Annotated in this window: 13 protein-coding genes; 4 read left to right on the top strand and 9 right to left on the bottom strand. The window is 73.2% G+C overall.

Annotation, left to right across the window (positions count from 1 at the left end):
* Positions 1-4 precede the first annotated feature (4 nt).
* Positions 5-949 (top strand): fructosamine kinase family protein, encoded by a 945-nt coding sequence (locus OUQ99_RS24980; RefSeq protein WP_267946226.1) that lies wholly within the window; start codon positions 5-7, stop codon positions 947-949.
* A gap of 74 nt (positions 950-1,023) precedes the next feature.
* On the opposite strand, the gene OUQ99_RS24975 is transcribed toward OUQ99_RS24980, so the two are convergent.
* The 3 genes from OUQ99_RS24975 to OUQ99_RS24965 all read right to left on the bottom strand — a co-directional run bounded on the left by OUQ99_RS24975 (position 1,024) and on the right by OUQ99_RS24965 (position 4,433).
* The gene (locus tag OUQ99_RS24975; protein WP_267946225.1) at positions 1,024-2,022 is read right to left on the bottom strand and encodes a carbohydrate ABC transporter permease; all 999 of its coding nucleotides are present in this window, start codon (positions 2,020-2,022) and stop codon (positions 1,024-1,026) included.
* Positions 2,019-2,996: a carbohydrate ABC transporter permease gene (locus OUQ99_RS24970; protein ID WP_267946224.1), complete on the bottom strand. Its 978-nt coding sequence runs from the start codon at positions 2,994-2,996 to the stop codon at positions 2,019-2,021. Before OUQ99_RS24970 ends, OUQ99_RS24975 begins: the two co-directional genes overlap by 4 nt.
* 81 nt (positions 2,997-3,077) lie before the next feature.
* The gene (locus tag OUQ99_RS24965) at positions 3,078-4,433 is read right to left on the bottom strand and encodes an ABC transporter substrate-binding protein (RefSeq protein ID WP_267946223.1); all 1,356 of its coding nucleotides are present in this window, start codon (positions 4,431-4,433) and stop codon (positions 3,078-3,080) included.
* A 214-nt stretch (positions 4,434-4,647) separates the two neighbouring features.
* On the opposite strand from OUQ99_RS24965, the gene OUQ99_RS24960 reads away from it, so the two are divergent.
* Together OUQ99_RS24960 and OUQ99_RS24955 are read left to right on the top strand one after the other, a co-directional pair.
* Positions 4,648-5,760, top strand: a complete 1,113-nt coding sequence (locus OUQ99_RS24960; protein WP_267946222.1) for a Gfo/Idh/MocA family oxidoreductase — start codon at positions 4,648-4,650, stop codon at positions 5,758-5,760.
* A gap of 190 nt (positions 5,761-5,950) precedes the next feature.
* Positions 5,951-7,309: a four-carbon acid sugar kinase family protein gene (locus OUQ99_RS24955; RefSeq protein WP_267946221.1), complete on the top strand. Its 1,359-nt coding sequence runs from the start codon at positions 5,951-5,953 to the stop codon at positions 7,307-7,309.
* Between the two features lie 153 nt (positions 7,310-7,462).
* Here OUQ99_RS24955 and OUQ99_RS24950 read toward each other — a convergent pair whose 3' ends face one another.
* From OUQ99_RS24950 to OUQ99_RS24925, 6 genes are all read right to left on the bottom strand, one after another.
* On the bottom strand, positions 7,463-8,359 hold the full coding sequence (locus OUQ99_RS24950; protein WP_267946220.1) for an alpha/beta fold hydrolase: 897 nt from the start codon (positions 8,357-8,359) through the stop codon (positions 7,463-7,465).
* Between the two features lie 122 nt (positions 8,360-8,481).
* Entirely contained in the window at positions 8,482-8,832 is a 351-nt protein-coding gene (locus tag OUQ99_RS24945; protein WP_267946219.1) for a DUF4873 domain-containing protein, read from the bottom strand.
* A complete protein-coding gene (locus tag OUQ99_RS24940; protein ID WP_267946218.1) occupies positions 8,816-10,402 on the bottom strand; it encodes a flavin-containing monooxygenase in 1,587 nt (528 codons plus the stop codon). Before OUQ99_RS24940 ends, OUQ99_RS24945 begins: the two co-directional genes overlap by 17 nt.
* 333 nt (positions 10,403-10,735) lie before the next feature.
* A complete protein-coding gene (locus tag OUQ99_RS24935; RefSeq protein ID WP_267946217.1) occupies positions 10,736-11,647 on the bottom strand; it encodes an AurF N-oxygenase family protein in 912 nt (303 codons plus the stop codon).
* 11 nt (positions 11,648-11,658) lie between these two features.
* Positions 11,659-12,510 (bottom strand): SDR family NAD(P)-dependent oxidoreductase, encoded by an 852-nt coding sequence (locus OUQ99_RS24930; RefSeq protein WP_267946216.1) that lies wholly within the window; start codon positions 12,508-12,510, stop codon positions 11,659-11,661.
* A gap of 224 nt (positions 12,511-12,734) precedes the next feature.
* The gene (locus tag OUQ99_RS24925; RefSeq protein WP_267946215.1) at positions 12,735-13,646 is read right to left on the bottom strand and encodes an AurF N-oxygenase family protein; all 912 of its coding nucleotides are present in this window, start codon (positions 13,644-13,646) and stop codon (positions 12,735-12,737) included.
* Positions 13,647-13,834: 188 nt separating this feature from the next.
* On the opposite strand from OUQ99_RS24925, the gene OUQ99_RS24920 reads away from it, so the two are divergent.
* Positions 13,835-14,620, top strand: coding sequence for a MerR family transcriptional regulator (locus OUQ99_RS24920; RefSeq protein WP_267946214.1), 786 nt, complete (start codon positions 13,835-13,837; stop codon positions 14,618-14,620).
* The last annotated feature ends 188 nt before the right edge of the window (positions 14,621-14,808 follow it).

Below are 14,808 nucleotides of genomic sequence, written 5' to 3'. Positions count from 1 at the left end.
GCGGGTGGAGGGGGAACCGATCGTGTGTGCCTTCGGCGGGGACGACGGCGAGGGGCCCCGGGAGGGCCGCCGCCGGGACCCCGTCCACGGCACCATGGCCGAGCGCCTGGCCACCCTGCTCGGCAGGGAGGTCGGGCGCGCCGCCCGCGCGGGCAGCAGCCACGACTGGGAGATCTCCTTCGCCGAGCTCACCGACGGCACCCGCCTCTTCGTCAAGTCCCTGGTGCGGGGAGCCCCGGCCAGCGGTGTGCTCGTCGCCGAGGCGTGCGGGCTCGACTGGCTGGGGCGCGCCTTCGGTTCGCCCGCCATCGAGGTCATGGCCTGGGACGACCGCCTGCTCGTCCTCCCGTGGGTCGAGCAGTGCGAGCCCACCGCCGGCGCGGCCGAGCGCCTGGGCCGCAGGCTCGCGGGCACCCACCTCACCGGCGCCGACCGCTTCGGGGCCGACTGGCCGGGCTACGTGGGCCCCCTCCCCCTGGACAACACCCCCTCCTACGACTGGCCGCGCTTCTACGCCGAGCAGCGGCTCCGCCCCTACCTGCGCCAGGCCCTCGACCAGGGCGGGCTCACCCCCGGGGACGGCCGCACCGTGGAGAAGGTCGTGGACTCGGTCGCGGACCTGGCGGGCGACCCCGAGCCGCCCTCCCGCATCCACGGAGACCTGTGGAGCGGCAACGTGCTGTGGGGGGCCCGGGACGCGGTGCTGATCGACCCGGCGGCCCACGGGGGGCACCGGGAGGCCGACCTCGCCATGCTCGCGCTGTTCGGGCTGCCCTACCTGGAACGGGTGAGGGACGCCTACAACGAGGTGGCGCCCCTGGCCGACGGGTGGCGCTCCCGCGTCGCCCTGCACCAGCTGCACCCGCTGCTCGTGCACGTGTGCCTGTTCGGAGCCGCCTACCGGACGACGACCCTGGAGACGGCGCGGGCCGCCCTGCGGGGCGGCTGAGGGCCGGAGCCCGGGCAGCCGCGGCCCCGCGGGCACCGCCCCCGCGGACGGCGCCCGCGGGGGTGCGGCGCCCGTCAGCCCTTGACGCTGCCCGCGAGCAGGCCGCGCACGAAGTAGCGCTGAAGCAGGAAGAACACGGTCAGCGGCACGACCATCGACACGAAGGCGCCCGCGGTGAGCCGGTGCCAGGCCTCCCCGCGCGTTCCGGCCAGCTCCGCGAGCCGGACGGTCAGCGGCGCGGTCGCCGTGTCCCCGCCGGTGAAGATCAGGGCCACCAGCAGGTCGTTCCACACCCACAGGAACTGGAAGATCCCCAGCGAGACCAGGGCCGGGGTGATGAGCGGGAGCACGATCCGCAGGAAGATCCGGCCGTGGCCCGCCCCGTCCACCCTGGCCGCCTCGAACAGCGACCTCGGCAGCTGCGAGATGAAGTTGTGCAGCAGGAACACGCCCAGCGGCAGCCCGAAGACCGCGTGCGCCACCCACACGTTCGTGAACGCCATCGCCCCGGTCAGCTCCCACGCGGGCAGCACCTGGACGCCGCCGACCGCGACCCCCTGCGAGAAGAACCGCAGCATCGGCACCAGCGACATCTGCAACGGGACGATCTGGAGGGCGAAGATGCCCAGGAAGAGCCAGTCCCGGCCGCGGAAGTCGATCCACGCCAGCGCGTACGCGGCGAGCGCGGCCACGCCCAGCACGAACACCGTGGAGGGGAGGGTGATGACGAACGAGTTCACCAGGTGGCTGGCGAGCCGTCCGTCGTTCGCGGAGCCGAACAGCACGTCGCGGTAGTTGTCCAGGGTCACGTCGGGGGAGGACAGGAACGTCCACCACCCGGTCGTGCGGATCTGCTCGGCCGGGCGGAACGAGGAGATGAGCAGGCCCGCCGTGGGCACCGTCCACACCACCGCGATCACGAGCGCGGCCAGGCCCGCGGCCGAGCCGCTGAGCCTGCGGCGCACCCGGGCGGCGGCGCCGGAGGGCCGGGGCCCCCGACCGCCCCGGGGGCCGCGCCCCGCTCCGGCGCCCGTCGGGCCGCCCGGGCGCGGGGGGTTCTTCGTCGGGGTCATGAGAGCTCCCTCGCCTTGCGGGTGCGGCGGATCTGCAGCACCACCAGCGGGACGACCAGGACGAAGAGGAACACCGCGAGCGCGGACCCCTGGCCGGTCTGTCCCTGTTGGAAGGCCTGGCTGTACATCTCGTTCGCGATCACGCTGGTGCCGTAGTTGCCGCCGGTCATGGTGCGGACGATGTCGAAGACCTTCAGGGTCTGGACGGTGATGGTGACGAGCACGACCAGCACGGTCGGCCACACCGAGGGCAGGGTGATCCGGGTGAACAGCTGCCACGCGCCCGCGCCGTCGATGCGCGCGGCCTCGACCGTCTCGGAGGGGATGGCCTTGATGGCCGCGGACAGCACGACCATCGCGAACCCGGCCTGGACCCAGATCAGCACCAGGATCAGCAGGAAGGTGTTGAGGGGCTGTTCGAGCAGCCACAGCCGCGGTTCGCCGCCCAGCCACACGACGATCTGGTTGAACAGGCCGTACTGCTCCTGGTCGGCGGGCCGGTAGGCGAAGACGAACCGCCAGATGATGCTCGCGCCGACGAACGAGATCGCCATCGGCATGAACACGAGGGACTTGGCGACCGACTCGAACCGGGAGCGGTCGATGAGCACCGCGTAGAGCAGGCCGATGGCGGTGGCCAGGACGGGGGCGAACACCACCCACAGGAGGGTGTTGCGCAGGACGAGGAGGATCTCCGGGCGCTGGAACATCCACACGTAGTTGGCCAGGCCCACGAACTCCTCCCCGGAGCGGTCGTGGAAGGACAGCACGGTGGTGCGCAGTGCCGGGTAGACCAGGCCTCCGACGAGGAGGACCAGCGCCGGCGCGAGGAAGAGGAACGCCTGCCAGCGGTCGCGCCGGGTCCGGGGCACGTCCACGAGGACGAGCAGGAGCCCGATGGCGGCCAGGAAGGAGGCGATCCCGATGAGCATCCACACGATCTTGGGAAGCTCGGACAGGAACGAGTACTCCATGGAGACCCCTTGTCGGTACCAGGAGGTGTGACGGGGTCCGGCGGGACCGTGCCGGACCCCGTGCGGGGGTGGGGGAGGGGGTTACGGCCAGGCGGACTCGACGGTCTCCAGGACGTCTCCGGTGGAGCTGCCGGTGATCCAGTCGATGATGCCGGTCCAGAACACGTTGGTACCGACGGACGAGGGCATCGCGTCGCTGGCGTCGAAGTGGAAGACGGTGTCGGGGTCGTTGAGGACCTCGGCGGTGAACTGGTCCGTGGGGTCGGCCAGGTTGGCCGGGTCCAGGTCCTGGTGGGCGGAGACCCACGAGCCCAGGGAGGCGCGGCTGTTCGCGAAGTCGCCGGAGGACAGGTACTCGTGCATGGCCACGACCTCGGGCCGGTCGTCGAAGGCCACGACGAACTCGCCGCCGCCCATGATGGGCACCTCCGTGCCCGCCTCCATGGGGGGCAGGACGAACCCGTAGACGTCGCCGTCCTCGCCGACCTCGACGTCGTCCTCGAACTGGGCGCCGTAGAACGAGCCCATCAGGTACATGGCGCAGCCGCCGTCGAGCAGCGGGAGCCCGGCCTCCTGGAAGGACGTGACGGCGATGCTGTCCACGCCGCCGAAGGTGCCGTTGACGTAGTCCTCGTTGCGGATGATCCCGTCGGCCAGGTCGAAGGCCTCCTCGACCTCGGGCGCGTCGAAGGGGATGTCGTGGGCGATCCACTCGTGGTAGGCGTCGGTGCCCGAGGTGCGCAGGAGCGCGTTCTCGATCCAGTCGGTGCCGGGCCAGCCGGTGGCGTCGCCGGACTCGAAGCCCACGCACCACGGCTTGGTGCCGGACTCGGCGATGGTGTCGCTGAGTTCGAGCATCTCGTCCCACGTCTGGGGGATCTCGTGGCCGTTGTCGGCGAAGTACGTCGGCGAGTACCAGACCATCGACTTCATGTTGGCGCCCAGGGGGGAGCCGTAGAGGTCGCCGTCGACGGTGGCGTAGCCCTGCCAGTCCTCGCTCCAGCCGGCCTCGACGTTCTCGCGGACACCGTCGGAGACCGGGACGGCGTGGCCGTCGGCGGCGGCTCGCTGGAGCAGGCCGGGCTGGGGGATGAAGGCCAGGTCGGGGGCGTTGCCGCCGTCGAGGCGGATGGGCAGCTGGGCCTCGAACTCCCCGCTTCCCTCGTACTGGACGGTGATCCCGGTGCAGGCGGCGAACTCGGCCCAGGACTCCTCCAGGAGGTCGCCCTCCATGTCGCGGATGGAGGCGTAGACGTCGACGGTGCCCCCGGTGTCGGCCCACTGCTCGTAGGGGGAGCAGTCGAGGTCGGAGGTGTCGACGGTCCCGCCGCCGCCCTCGCCGCTGAGGAATCCGCACCCGGAGGCGACGAGGAGGACGGTTCCGGCCGCGGCCGCCGCGGCCAGGTGGCGGCGGACCCTGGGGTCTGGTCTCGGCATGGGGGTGGTTCTCCCTCGGTCATCTGACGGGGGCGCCGCCGGTCCGGCGCCGCCCCCGGGGGGTCGTGTGACCCATGGCATACCTGGAAGAGATGCAAGCCCCCTTCTCTGCAAATGTCTACATATTTTGCAAAACCTTTCGTAACAATGGCGAAACATGCTGTTCGGAGGGGGCACACCGGTTTCCCGCCGGGCGAGGCCCTAGATTGGGGACATGGCTGACGCACCCCATGGACCGGACCGGGGAACGCCGGGGAACGGCGCCCCAGGGCACGACGGGCCCGAGCTGCACGTCGCCCTCATCGGCTACGGCAAGGGCGGGGAGGTCTTCCACGCGCCCCTCGTCGACGCGGTCCCGGGGCTGCGGCTGTCCGCCGTCGTCACCGGCGACCCGGGCCGCCGGAGCGCGGTCCAGGCGCGGTACCCGGGGGTCACCGTCTACTCCGCCGTCGCCGACCTGTGGGCCGACGCCGACCGGTACGAGATCGCCGTCGTCACCACGCCCAACGACACCCACGCGCCCCTCGCCCGTGCGGCGCTGGAGGCCGGGATGGCCGTCGTGGTCGACAAGCCCTTCGCGCTCACCGCGCGGCAGGCGCGTGAGCTCACCGACCTGGCGGACAAGCTCGACCGGGTGCTCACCGTCTACCAGAACCGCCGGTGGGACGCCGACTTCCTCACCCTGTGGAACCTGATCGAGGACGGGGCCCTGGGCCGCGTGCACCGGTTCGAGTCGCGGTTCGAGCGCTGGCGGCCCCGCCCGAAGGGGACCTGGCGGGAGGCCGGCGGGGTGGAGGCCGGTGCGGGCCTGCTCTACGACCTGGGGCCGCACCTCATCGACCAGGCGGTCAACCTGTTCGGCCCGGTCGGTTCCGTCTACGCCGAGGTCGACGCCCTCCGCGAGGGGGTCGGCGCCGACGACGACGTGTTCCTCGCGCTCGAACACGTCCGGGGCACGCGCTCCCACCTGTGGATGGGCGCGCTCACCGGCCAGGGCGGACCGCGCTTCCGGGTGCTGGGCGACCACGGGGCCTTCACCAGCCACGGCATGGACGGGCAGGAGGCCAGGCTGGCGGCGGGCGAGCGGCCCGACGCCCCCGACTGGGGCGTGGTCCCCGAGGAGCGGTGGGGCGTGCTCGGGGTGGACGGGGACACCCGCCGCGTGCCGTCGGCGCGCGGGGCCTACCCGGAGTTCTACGCGGGCGTGCGCGACGCGGTCGGCGAGGGGGAGCCCCTGCCGGTGGACCTGCACGAGGTCGTCCACGGCCTGGAGGTCATCGAGGCGGCGAGGCGCAGCGCCCGCACCCGCGCGGTCGTCGCCCTCTAGGGCGGGCGCGGGCGGGCTCCGGGGGGACGGGAGCCGGCGGAGAGGGGGAGGGGCTGCGCCCCCGCCCCGGGAGGTGCGGACGGCGGACCGGGTCCCCGGCGGCGTCCCGGGCCTGCGGCGCCTCCCCGTGGCCCTATGTTGGGGGGAGGTTGCCCCAGGGTTTCGTCCCGAAGACCGAAGGAGACGTGTCGTGGCCCAGGTCCTCGTGGTCGCAGACGACCTCACCGGCGCGAACGCCACCGGTGCCAGGTTCGCCCGGACCGGGATGCGCGTGGCCACGGTGACCCCGGAGCACGTGAGCCAGGTGGCCGGGGACTACGACGTGGTCGTGGCCAACCTCGACAGCCGGCACGTCCCTGCCGACCAGGCCGCCGACCTGGTCACCGACGTGGTCGAAGCCGTGTGGCCGGTGGGTCTGGTGGTCAAGCGCACCGATTCCACGCTGCGCGGCAACATCGGCGCCGAACTGGAGGCCGCCTACGACGCGGTCCGCGAGCGGGTGCCCGCGGGGACGCGGGTGCGGGTGCTGTTCAGCCCCGCCTTCCCGGCGTCCGGCCGGATCACCGAGGACGGCCTGCAACTGCTCCACGGGCTGCCGCTGGAACGCACGGAGCTGGCGGTGGACCCCCTCTTCCCCATGACGACCAGCGTGGTCGCGGACATCCTCGCCGCCCAGTGCGACCTCCCTGTGCGGCACGTCCCGGTCCGACAGGTCACCCACGCGATGCTGACCTCGGAGCTCCTGGCCGGTGACGAGCCCGTCGTGGTCTGCGACGCGAGCACCGAGCAGCACCTCACCGACATCGCGGAGGCCGCCGCCGAGGCCCACCAGCGGGACGGGGTCGTGTGGGTGTCCGTCGACCCCGGGCCGACGGGCGCGCTGCTGGCGTACGCGCTGCGGCTGCGCGGCCAGGCGGGGTCGCGCGGACCGCTGCTCGGCGTGGTCGGCAGCACCACCGACCTGACCCGGCGGCAGCTGGCCACGGTGGCGCGCACGGGAGCGGTGCGCTTCGTGGACGTGGACGCGGTGGCCCTCGCCGACCCGGGGAGCGGGCACGGGGACGAGGTCGCCGCGGAGCTGACCGACCAGCTGACGTCCTCGGGGTTCCCGGAGCTGTGCGTGCTGAGGCTGGTCACCCCGGCCGAGCGGGTGCGGGGGATGCCCGCCCAGGCTCGGGCCGAACTGCCCGGCCGGATCGCCCGCCTGGTGGCCGACGTCGTCAACGACGTGGCCGACACCACGGGCGCCCACGCCCTGCCCAGCGGCCTCTACCTGACCGGGGGGGACCTCGTCGCGAGCCTGCTGGACGAGCTGGACGTGCACGCCTTCGACGTCGGCGGCGAGGTCGTGCCCCTGGCGGTGCACGGGCACCTCAGCGGAGGACCGCTGGACGGGACCCCGACCGTGGCCAAGGGCGGCCTGGTGGGGGACGACATCACCCTCGTCGAGTGCCTGGCCAAGCTGCGGCGGGCCGTGCAGACGCGGCTGCACCAGGTGCACTCGGAGGTCTCGGAGCACGTGGTCCCGACCCTGTCCCGCGACCTCTGACCCGCCCGCCGGGGCTTTCGCTTCCTTCGACGACGGTTCCCGGCGTCCTCGCCCTGCTGGAGCGGGCGGGGGCTCCCCGGTTCGCCGCGGAGGCACGTCGGCACCTCCGGTGACGTGCAGAGGGGGTCGGGCCCGGTGCCGGGGCGCCGTGCCTCAGGCGGCGAGCTCCGCCCGCAGGTGGTCGACGGCGAGCTTCTCCAGCAGGTCGGACAGGACGCGCGGGTTCTCCAGCGGGCCCATGTGGCCGGTGCCGGGGACCTCCCGCACCTCCTCGCAGTTCGGGAGCAGACCGGCGATGTGGTGCGCGTGCCACGGAGGGGTCAGCTTGTCCTGCGTGCCCACCACCACGACGGTGGGCGCCGAGATCCGCCGCGCCGTGTCGTCCAGCTCCAGCCCGCTCATCACCCCGCCCCACCGGCCGCGCGGCACGCCGCCGCACGCGTGCACCAGCCTCGCGCACAGCCTCACCGTGCGCGGGTCCGCCTCCTTGCCCATCACCAGGAACTTCAGCGCCCGCGCGCTCACCGCGTTGGCCGGGCCCAGGGGGAGCGGAGCCTGGAGGAACGCCCTCGCGCCCAGCGCGCCCAGCGGGCCGGGCAGCGGGATGGCGGTGGAGCGCTTCGGCAGCTGGGTGCACCCGGTGTTGGTGAGCAGCACGGCCCCCGCCCTGTCCCGGAACACCCTGCGGTCCCCGGCGGCCATGATCGTCATCCCGCCCATGCTGTGCCCGGCGACCACGGCCCGGCGCCCCTCGGGGACGGTCGCCTCCAGCACGGCGCACAGGTCGTCGGCCAGTTTGTCCGTGCTGTACCCGGCCCGGGTCAGGGGCGTCTGCGAGCGGCCGTGTCCGCGCTGGTCGTAGAGCACCACGCGCAGGTTCGGGTCCAGCTCGCGCACCACCGGCCCCCACGAGGCCAGCGACGTCGCCCAGCAGTGGGCGAGGACCAGGGTCGGCCCGTCCTCGGGGCCGCGGACCTCGGCGTGCAGCAGCGTGCCGTCGGCGGAGCGGACCTGGAGTTCGCGGGCGCGGCCCACGTGTCGGATGGCCATCGGGGTTGCCTCTCGCTCTGGGGGTGCTCAGGGGTGCCGCCCCGGGGCGGGGACGGGACGGCGGTCGCGCCGCGGGGGTGTCCCCCCGGGTCGGCGCGTGGCCCGGGGGGACGTTCGGGGGGTCAGGCGTCGAGCTCGTCGACGTCGATCCGGGGGACCGCGAAGGGAGGGGAGCCCGCCCCGTTGACCGGGTGGCCTCCCCACAGGTTGGGTTCGCCCAGGGCGCCGGTGCCCTCGAACCCGTCCGGCGTGCGGACCACGACGGTGCGCGCGCCCTCCCGGAAGGCCGAGGTCACCTCGGGGCTCGCGGACAGGCGGCCCCGCCACCGGTAGTCGCCGGTCAGGGGCGAGAAGTTGCCCGCGAGGTGGGCGTCCACCTCGACGGCGGCGCCGTCCTCCCCGTCGGACGGACCGGGCAGCACGACCGTGACCGTGCCCCGGTACTCCTCCTCGTCATCACCGAACCCGCTCATCGGCCCTCCTTCTCCCTCTCCTTCTCGTTCCGCCGACCGCCGGCCCCCGGGCCGCGACGGCGGGGCGGCGGGCGCCGCGCGTGCGAGCGCGGTCCACCCGCAGGTCGTAGTTGTGCGGGTCGAACCAGCGGGTGCGCAGCGCGAAGTCCCACGTGAAGGTGGGCCACAGCGTCGTGTTGCGCCCCTCCTCGTTCAGGTACCAGCTGTCGCAGCCGCCGGACACCCACACGGTGCCCTCCATGGACTCGTCCACCATGTCGTTGTAGGCCCTCTCCGCCTCCGGGCGCGCGTCCAACCGGTCGAGCCCGTGCTTGCAGAGGTACTTGAGCGCCTCCATCGTGTACCGGATCTGCGCCTCGATCATGAACACCTGGGAGGTGTGCCCCAGCCCGGTGTTCGGCCCGGCCAGCACGAAGGCGTTGGGGAAGCCGGCGACCGTGGTGCCCCGGAACGCCCGCACGTCGGAGCCCCAGTGCTCGGCCAGGGAGCGGCCCTCCGCGTCGAGGATGCGCTGGGCGATCGGCGGGTCGGTGACGTGGAAGCCGGTGCCGAGGATGACGGTGTCGACCTCGTGCTCGGTCTCGCGGCCCGACGCGTCCCGGGTGACGACCGCGTGGGGGCGGATCTCCGTGATGCCGTCGGTCACCACGTCGACGTTGGGCCTGGCCAGCGCCGGGTAGTAGTCGTTGGACATCAGGATGCGCTTGCAGCCCGCCCGGAAGTCCGGGGTGAGCTTGGCCCGCAGCACGGGGTCCTTGACGCTGCGGGCGATGTTGGCCCTGCCGAGCCGCTCCACGACGGTGAGCAGCCTCGGGTTCTTGGCGAAGCCGAGGATGTAGGTCTCCCGACCCCAGTAGATGCTCTTGCGCGCGATCTGCTGAGTGACCGGGAAGGTCCGGTACAGCCAGCTCTCGACCCTGGTGATGTCGCGGTCGTGGCGGAACATCACCCACGGGGCGGTCCGCTGGAACAGCGTCAGGGCGCCGACCTCCGGCTGGATCCGGGGGACGAACTGGATGGCCGACGCCCCGGTGCCGATCACCGCGACCCTCCGGCCGGCGAGGTCGTGGCCGTGGTCCCACTCCGCGGAGTGGAACAGCTTGCCCTCGAACGAGTCCAGGCCCTTGATGTCGGGGTAGGACGGGTCGGCGAGGGGGCCGGCCCCGCTCACCAGGAACTGGGCGGTCACCGTGCCGCCGTCGGTCGTGATCCGCCAGCGGTTGCCGTCGGGCTCCCACCGCGCGGAGCGCACGTCGCTGCCGTAGCGCACGTGCCGGTCCACGCCGTACTCCCCGGCCACCCGCTTCATGTACTCCCAGATCTCGGACTGGGGGGAGAACGTGCGGCTCCAGTGCGGGTTGGGCGCGAACGAGAACGAGTACAGGTGGGAGGGGACGTCGCAGGCGGCGCCCGGGTAGTCGTTGTCGCGCCAGGTGCCGCCGACGTCGTCGGCGCGCTCCAGGACCACGAAGTCGTCCAGACCGGCCTGCTTGAGCCGGACGGCCATGCCGAGGCCGGCGAATCCCGACCCGATGACGGCCACCCGGAAGTGCGGGGGTGCTTCGGTCACGTTCTGGTCCCTTCGTGCGAACCGGCCCGGGGTGGTGCCTCCCGAGGCGGGGGTGTGGCCCCCGGGGACGTGGCGCGTACGCCCCCGGGGGAGTCGCCGCCCGGAGGCGAGGCGCGTTCGCCTCCGGGAGGTGCGGCTCCCGGGGGCGTGGCGCGTTTCGCCCCCGGGAGGTCGGGGCCGCCGCCGGAAGACGTGGCGCGTCTCGTCTTCCGGCGGCGGGTCTGTGGGGCCGGGGGCCGGTCGCGGTGCGCGGCGGTCCGACGGCGGCGGGGAGGGTCCCGCGGAGGGGCGCCCCCGGGGAGCGGGCCGTGCGGGCGGTCCCGCGGGGACGCGTCAGCCGAGGAGCCCGGCCTTGCGCCAGAAGTACCGCCCCAGTCCGGTGATGGCCCCGGCGGTGCCCAGGGTGCCGACCACCTTGCGCGCGGCCCAGGTCTTGGTGCCGATCCAGTGCGGGTTCTTCCGGGCGACCTCGTAGGCCTCCTTCGGGTCGAGCCCCACCTGCGCGTACACCTTGGGGTTGATCAGCCGGGTGGCGGAGTAGTAGGTCACCAGTCCGAGGACGATGCGGCTGTAGGCCCGGTTGAGGGGGCCGCGGGTGACCCAGTCGCGCTGGAACTCCTCGCGGGCGTAGCGCATGTGCCGCGCCTCCTCCACCACGTGGATGCGGGCGACCGAGCGCACCAGGGGGAGGATCTGCTCGTCCGGCACGGCCTCGCGCTGGAGCTGGTCGAGCACCTCCTCGACGAACAGCGCCCCCGCGAAGATCAGCGGGCCGTGCGCGATGGCCTTGAAGACGCGGCCCAGGTGGTAGGTGACCGGGTCCAGCCGGTGCGCCTCCCAGCCGAGCTTCTGCACCATCTTGGCGAACATGACGGTGTGGCGGCACTCGTCGGCGATCTCGGTGTAGGCGTACTGGACGTGGTTGGTGGTGGGGTCGTTGTGGTAGGCGTGGCGCACGAGCATCTGCATCAGGATCGTCTCGAACCAGATGCCGATGGTCGCGACGCTGGCCACCTCCAGGCGTGAGAGCTCCTTGCGCTCGGCGTCGGAGAGCCGGTCCCACAGGTACGTCCCGTAGAGGGAGATCCGCTCGGGGCGGATGGCCCACATGCCGGGGTCGACGGGGGCGTCCCAGTCGATCTCGACGAGCGGGTCGAAGGAGGCCTTCGCCGATCCGCGCAGCAGGCGCTTGGCGATGTCCTCCCGGTCGGTGAGCCGGGGCCCGGCCGTGGTCTCCGCAGTCATCTGGTCCCTCCTCAGGACGCGTTCTGGGTGGCGGGGCCGCCGTGGCGTGCGTGGAGGCCCCGGGCGATCTCCGCCCCGTCGAAGGCGCCGTCCGCGAGCAGCAGGCCGAGCTGGAGCGAGACGATCTGCTCGGTGGCGCCGGGGAAGTGCCTGGTCAGGTGCAGGGCAGCGGTGCCCAGGGCGGTGGAGGCCACGTCGCGCGGTGCGCGCCGGGCGGCGGCGGCCCGGACGACGGCCATCACCGTGTCCCGCGTCCGCTCGGCGGGGACGAGGCCGTCGAGGGAGGCGCCGGTGGCCCGGGAGCTGTCGTGGATGGGGGTGTCGACGTAGCCGGGGAACACGGTCGTCACGCCGACGTGGGTCCCGTACTCGGCGCGGAGGCAGTCGGCGTAGGCGGCGACCGCGCGCTTGGAGACCGTGTAGGCGCCCGCCAGCGGGAGCTGGAGGTTGGCCAGCAGCGACGACGTGACGACGATCCGCCCCCTGCTCTCGAGCAGGGAGGGCATCGCGGCCGCGGTCACCCGCCAGGTGCCCAGGAGGTTGACCTCCAGCGCCTGGTGGGCGGGGGAGCCGGGGGCGTGGCCGATGTCCACGGAGGGGCCGACGCCCGCGTAGTGGACGAGCAGGTCCAGGCGTCCGCCGAGCTGTTCGACGGCCTCCGCGACGCCGTCCCGCACCTGCCCGTCGTCGGTGACGTCGCAGCCGATGACGCCGGGGGAGGGCTTGCGGTCGATGCCGACGACGTTCACGCCGAGGTGGCGGAGGACGGCCACGGTGGCGCTGCCGAAGGCTCCCGAGGCGCCGGTGACGACGGCGTTCCGGCCGGGCAGCCGGCGCAGGTGGCGCGGCGAGGGGGGCGTCATGTGATCTCCTCCACAGTCATTGCGGGAACGTTACAACGAGCATTGTCACAATGCAATGGGTTGAGATGGGAAATTTACTCGCGAGTAGGTTCGGTGCCTGCCGGTGCCTGCCGGTGCCCGCGCGCGGACGCCGGCCGGGCGCCGCTCCCGGCCGCGGCGGTGCGGGGGCGCCGGGGGCGGGAGGGACGGAGGGGGAAGGGCAGAGGGGGAGGGGGCGGGCGCCGTCAGCGCCCGAGCAGCCCCGCCCTGCGCCAGAAGTACGCGCCGGGGCCGGAGATCGCCCCGGCGGAGCCGAGCGTCCTCACGGCCTTGCGCGACAGATGGGTCTTGCTGTCGATGAAGCGGGGGTTGCGCCGGGCCGCCCGCGCGGCCTCCCGGGGATCGAGGCCGAGCTGCGCGTAGACCTTCCTGTGCACCAGCCGGGTGGCGGAGTAGTAGGTCACCAGTCCGAGGACGACGCGGCTGTAGGCCCGGTCGAGGGGGCCGCGGGCGGCCCAGTCCCGGTGGAACTCCTCGCGGGCGTAGCGGATGTGCCTGGCCTCCTCGATCACGTGGATGCGGGAGGTGGCGCGGACCACGGGTTCGATCTCCTCGTCGCCGATCATCTCCCGCTGGAGCTGGTCGAGGATCTCCTCGACGAACAGCGCGCCGCCGAAGATCAGCGGGCCGTGGGCGAGGGCCTTGAAGACCCGGCCGAGGAAGTGCGCGGCGGGGTCGAGCCGGTGGGCGCGGGACCCCAGCTTCCCGACCGCCCTGGCGAACATGACGGTGTGGCGGCACTCGTCGGCGATCTCGGTGTAGGCGTACTGGACGTGGTTGGTGGTGGGGTCGTTGTGGTAGGCGTGGCGGACGAGCATCTGCATCAGGATCGTCTCGAACCAGATGCCGGTGGCCATGGTGCTGGCCATCTCCAGGCGGCTGAGCCTGCGCCGCTCGGCGTCGGTCAGCCGGTCCCACAGGTGGGTGCCGTAGAGGGAGACCCGTTCGGGCCGCATCCCCCAGAGGTCCTCGACGGGGGCGTCCCAGTCGATCTCGACGAGCGGGTCGAAGGAGGCCTTCGCCGATCCGCGCAGCAGGCGCCTGGCGATGTCCTCCCGGTCGGTGAGCCGGGGTGTCTTCGCGGTGTGTCCGGACACGTGGTCCCTCCTCGAAGGAGCGCGGGGCGGGGCCCCGCAGGGGGCGGCGGGGGCGTCGCGACGGGCGGGCGTGTGACGCCCCTCACTCCTGTTTCGGAAACGTTACAATGCTCGTTGTCATGGTGCAATGGCCCGGAGGCGCGGATTTACTGACGGGTAACCTTCGGGGAGGTCTCTAGGCTGGACCCATGGCCGAATACCGCATTGACGAACTCGCCCGGCTTGCCGACACGACCGTCCGCAACGTCCGGGTGTACCAGGACCGAGGTCTGCTCGCTCCTCCCCGCAGGGAGGGCCGCGTGGGCATCTACTCCGAGGCCCACCTGGCACGCCTGCGGCTCATCGGCCAGCTGCTGCGGCGGGGCTACACGTTCGCCAACATCGGTGAGATGTTCCGGGTCTGGGAGCGCGGCGGCGACCTCTCCGACATCCTCGGCTTCGAGTCGGCCATAGGGGACGCCTGGAGCGACGAGATAGCCGACTACGTCACGCTCGGGGAACTCCGGGACCTCTTCGGCAAGGGTGTGACGCCCAAGACCATAAAGCGCGCCCTCGACCTGCGTGTCCTCGAACGCGACGGCCTGCGCTTCAGGGTCCCCAGCCCCCGGCTGCTGCACGCGGGCGTCGAGCTCGTCAAGCTCGGCATGAGCGTGGGCTCGGTCCTGGACATAGCCGAGAACCTGCGCGACAAGGTCGGCGGCGTCGCCGAGCACATGGTCCGCCTGGTCTCCGAGCACATCATCGCCGAACACGCCCCCGGCACGGTCGTCCGCAGCGAGGAGACCGCCGAGATGGCCGAACTCATCCGGCGCGTGCGCCCGCTCGCGCAGCAGGCCGTGGACGCGGTCCTCGCCCAGGCGATGGCGGAGAACCTCACCACCGTCATGGGCGAGCACTTCGCCCTGGCGATGGAGCACCTGGAGCGGGAGCAGGGGGGCCATCCGCGGGCGGAGGGCCTGACGGGCCCCTCCTGACGGTCCGCTCCCAGGCAGCCCGCGCCCCCGCACCCTTCCCGGCCCCCCCGACGCACCTCCGATCCCCCGCCCCGACGCACCCCCCGGCCCCGGGCGGGGCGCCCCCCACGCCGCCGACGGCCCGGCGTCCGCGCCGGCCGGTGCGGACGCCGGGCCGCCCCAACGGGACGACCGGTGCGGGCCCGGAC

Source organism: Streptomonospora nanhaiensis, assembly GCF_026642255.1.
Classification (GTDB): Bacteria; Actinomycetota; Actinomycetes; order Streptosporangiales; family Streptosporangiaceae; genus Nocardiopsis; species Nocardiopsis tropica.
This window is presented reverse-complemented; position numbering and strand designations above follow the sequence as displayed.

Coding starts and splice junctions, on each gene's coding strand:
- OUQ99_RS24970 (WP_267946224.1), bottom strand. CDS start 2,996: ATGGAGTACTCGTTCCTGTCCGAGCTTCCCAAGATCGTGTGGATGCTC.
- OUQ99_RS24950 (WP_267946220.1), bottom strand. CDS start 8,359: ATGGCCATCCGACACGTGGGCCGCGCCCGCGAACTCCAGGTCCGCTCC.
- OUQ99_RS24930 (WP_267946216.1), bottom strand. CDS start 12,510: ATGACGCCCCCCTCGCCGCGCCACCTGCGCCGGCTGCCCGGCCGGAAC.
- OUQ99_RS24975 (WP_267946225.1), bottom strand. CDS start 2,022: ATGACCCCGACGAAGAACCCCCCGCGCCCGGGCGGCCCGACGGGCGCC.
- OUQ99_RS24935 (WP_267946217.1), bottom strand. CDS start 11,647: ATGACTGCGGAGACCACGGCCGGGCCCCGGCTCACCGACCGGGAGGAC.
- OUQ99_RS24920 (WP_267946214.1), top strand. CDS start 13,835: ATGGCCGAATACCGCATTGACGAACTCGCCCGGCTTGCCGACACGACC.
- OUQ99_RS24945 (WP_267946219.1), bottom strand. CDS start 8,832: ATGAGCGGGTTCGGTGATGACGAGGAGGAGTACCGGGGCACGGTCACG.
- OUQ99_RS24960 (WP_267946222.1), top strand. CDS start 4,648: ATGGCTGACGCACCCCATGGACCGGACCGGGGAACGCCGGGGAACGGC.
- OUQ99_RS24965 (WP_267946223.1), bottom strand. CDS start 4,433: ATGCCGAGACCAGACCCCAGGGTCCGCCGCCACCTGGCCGCGGCGGCC.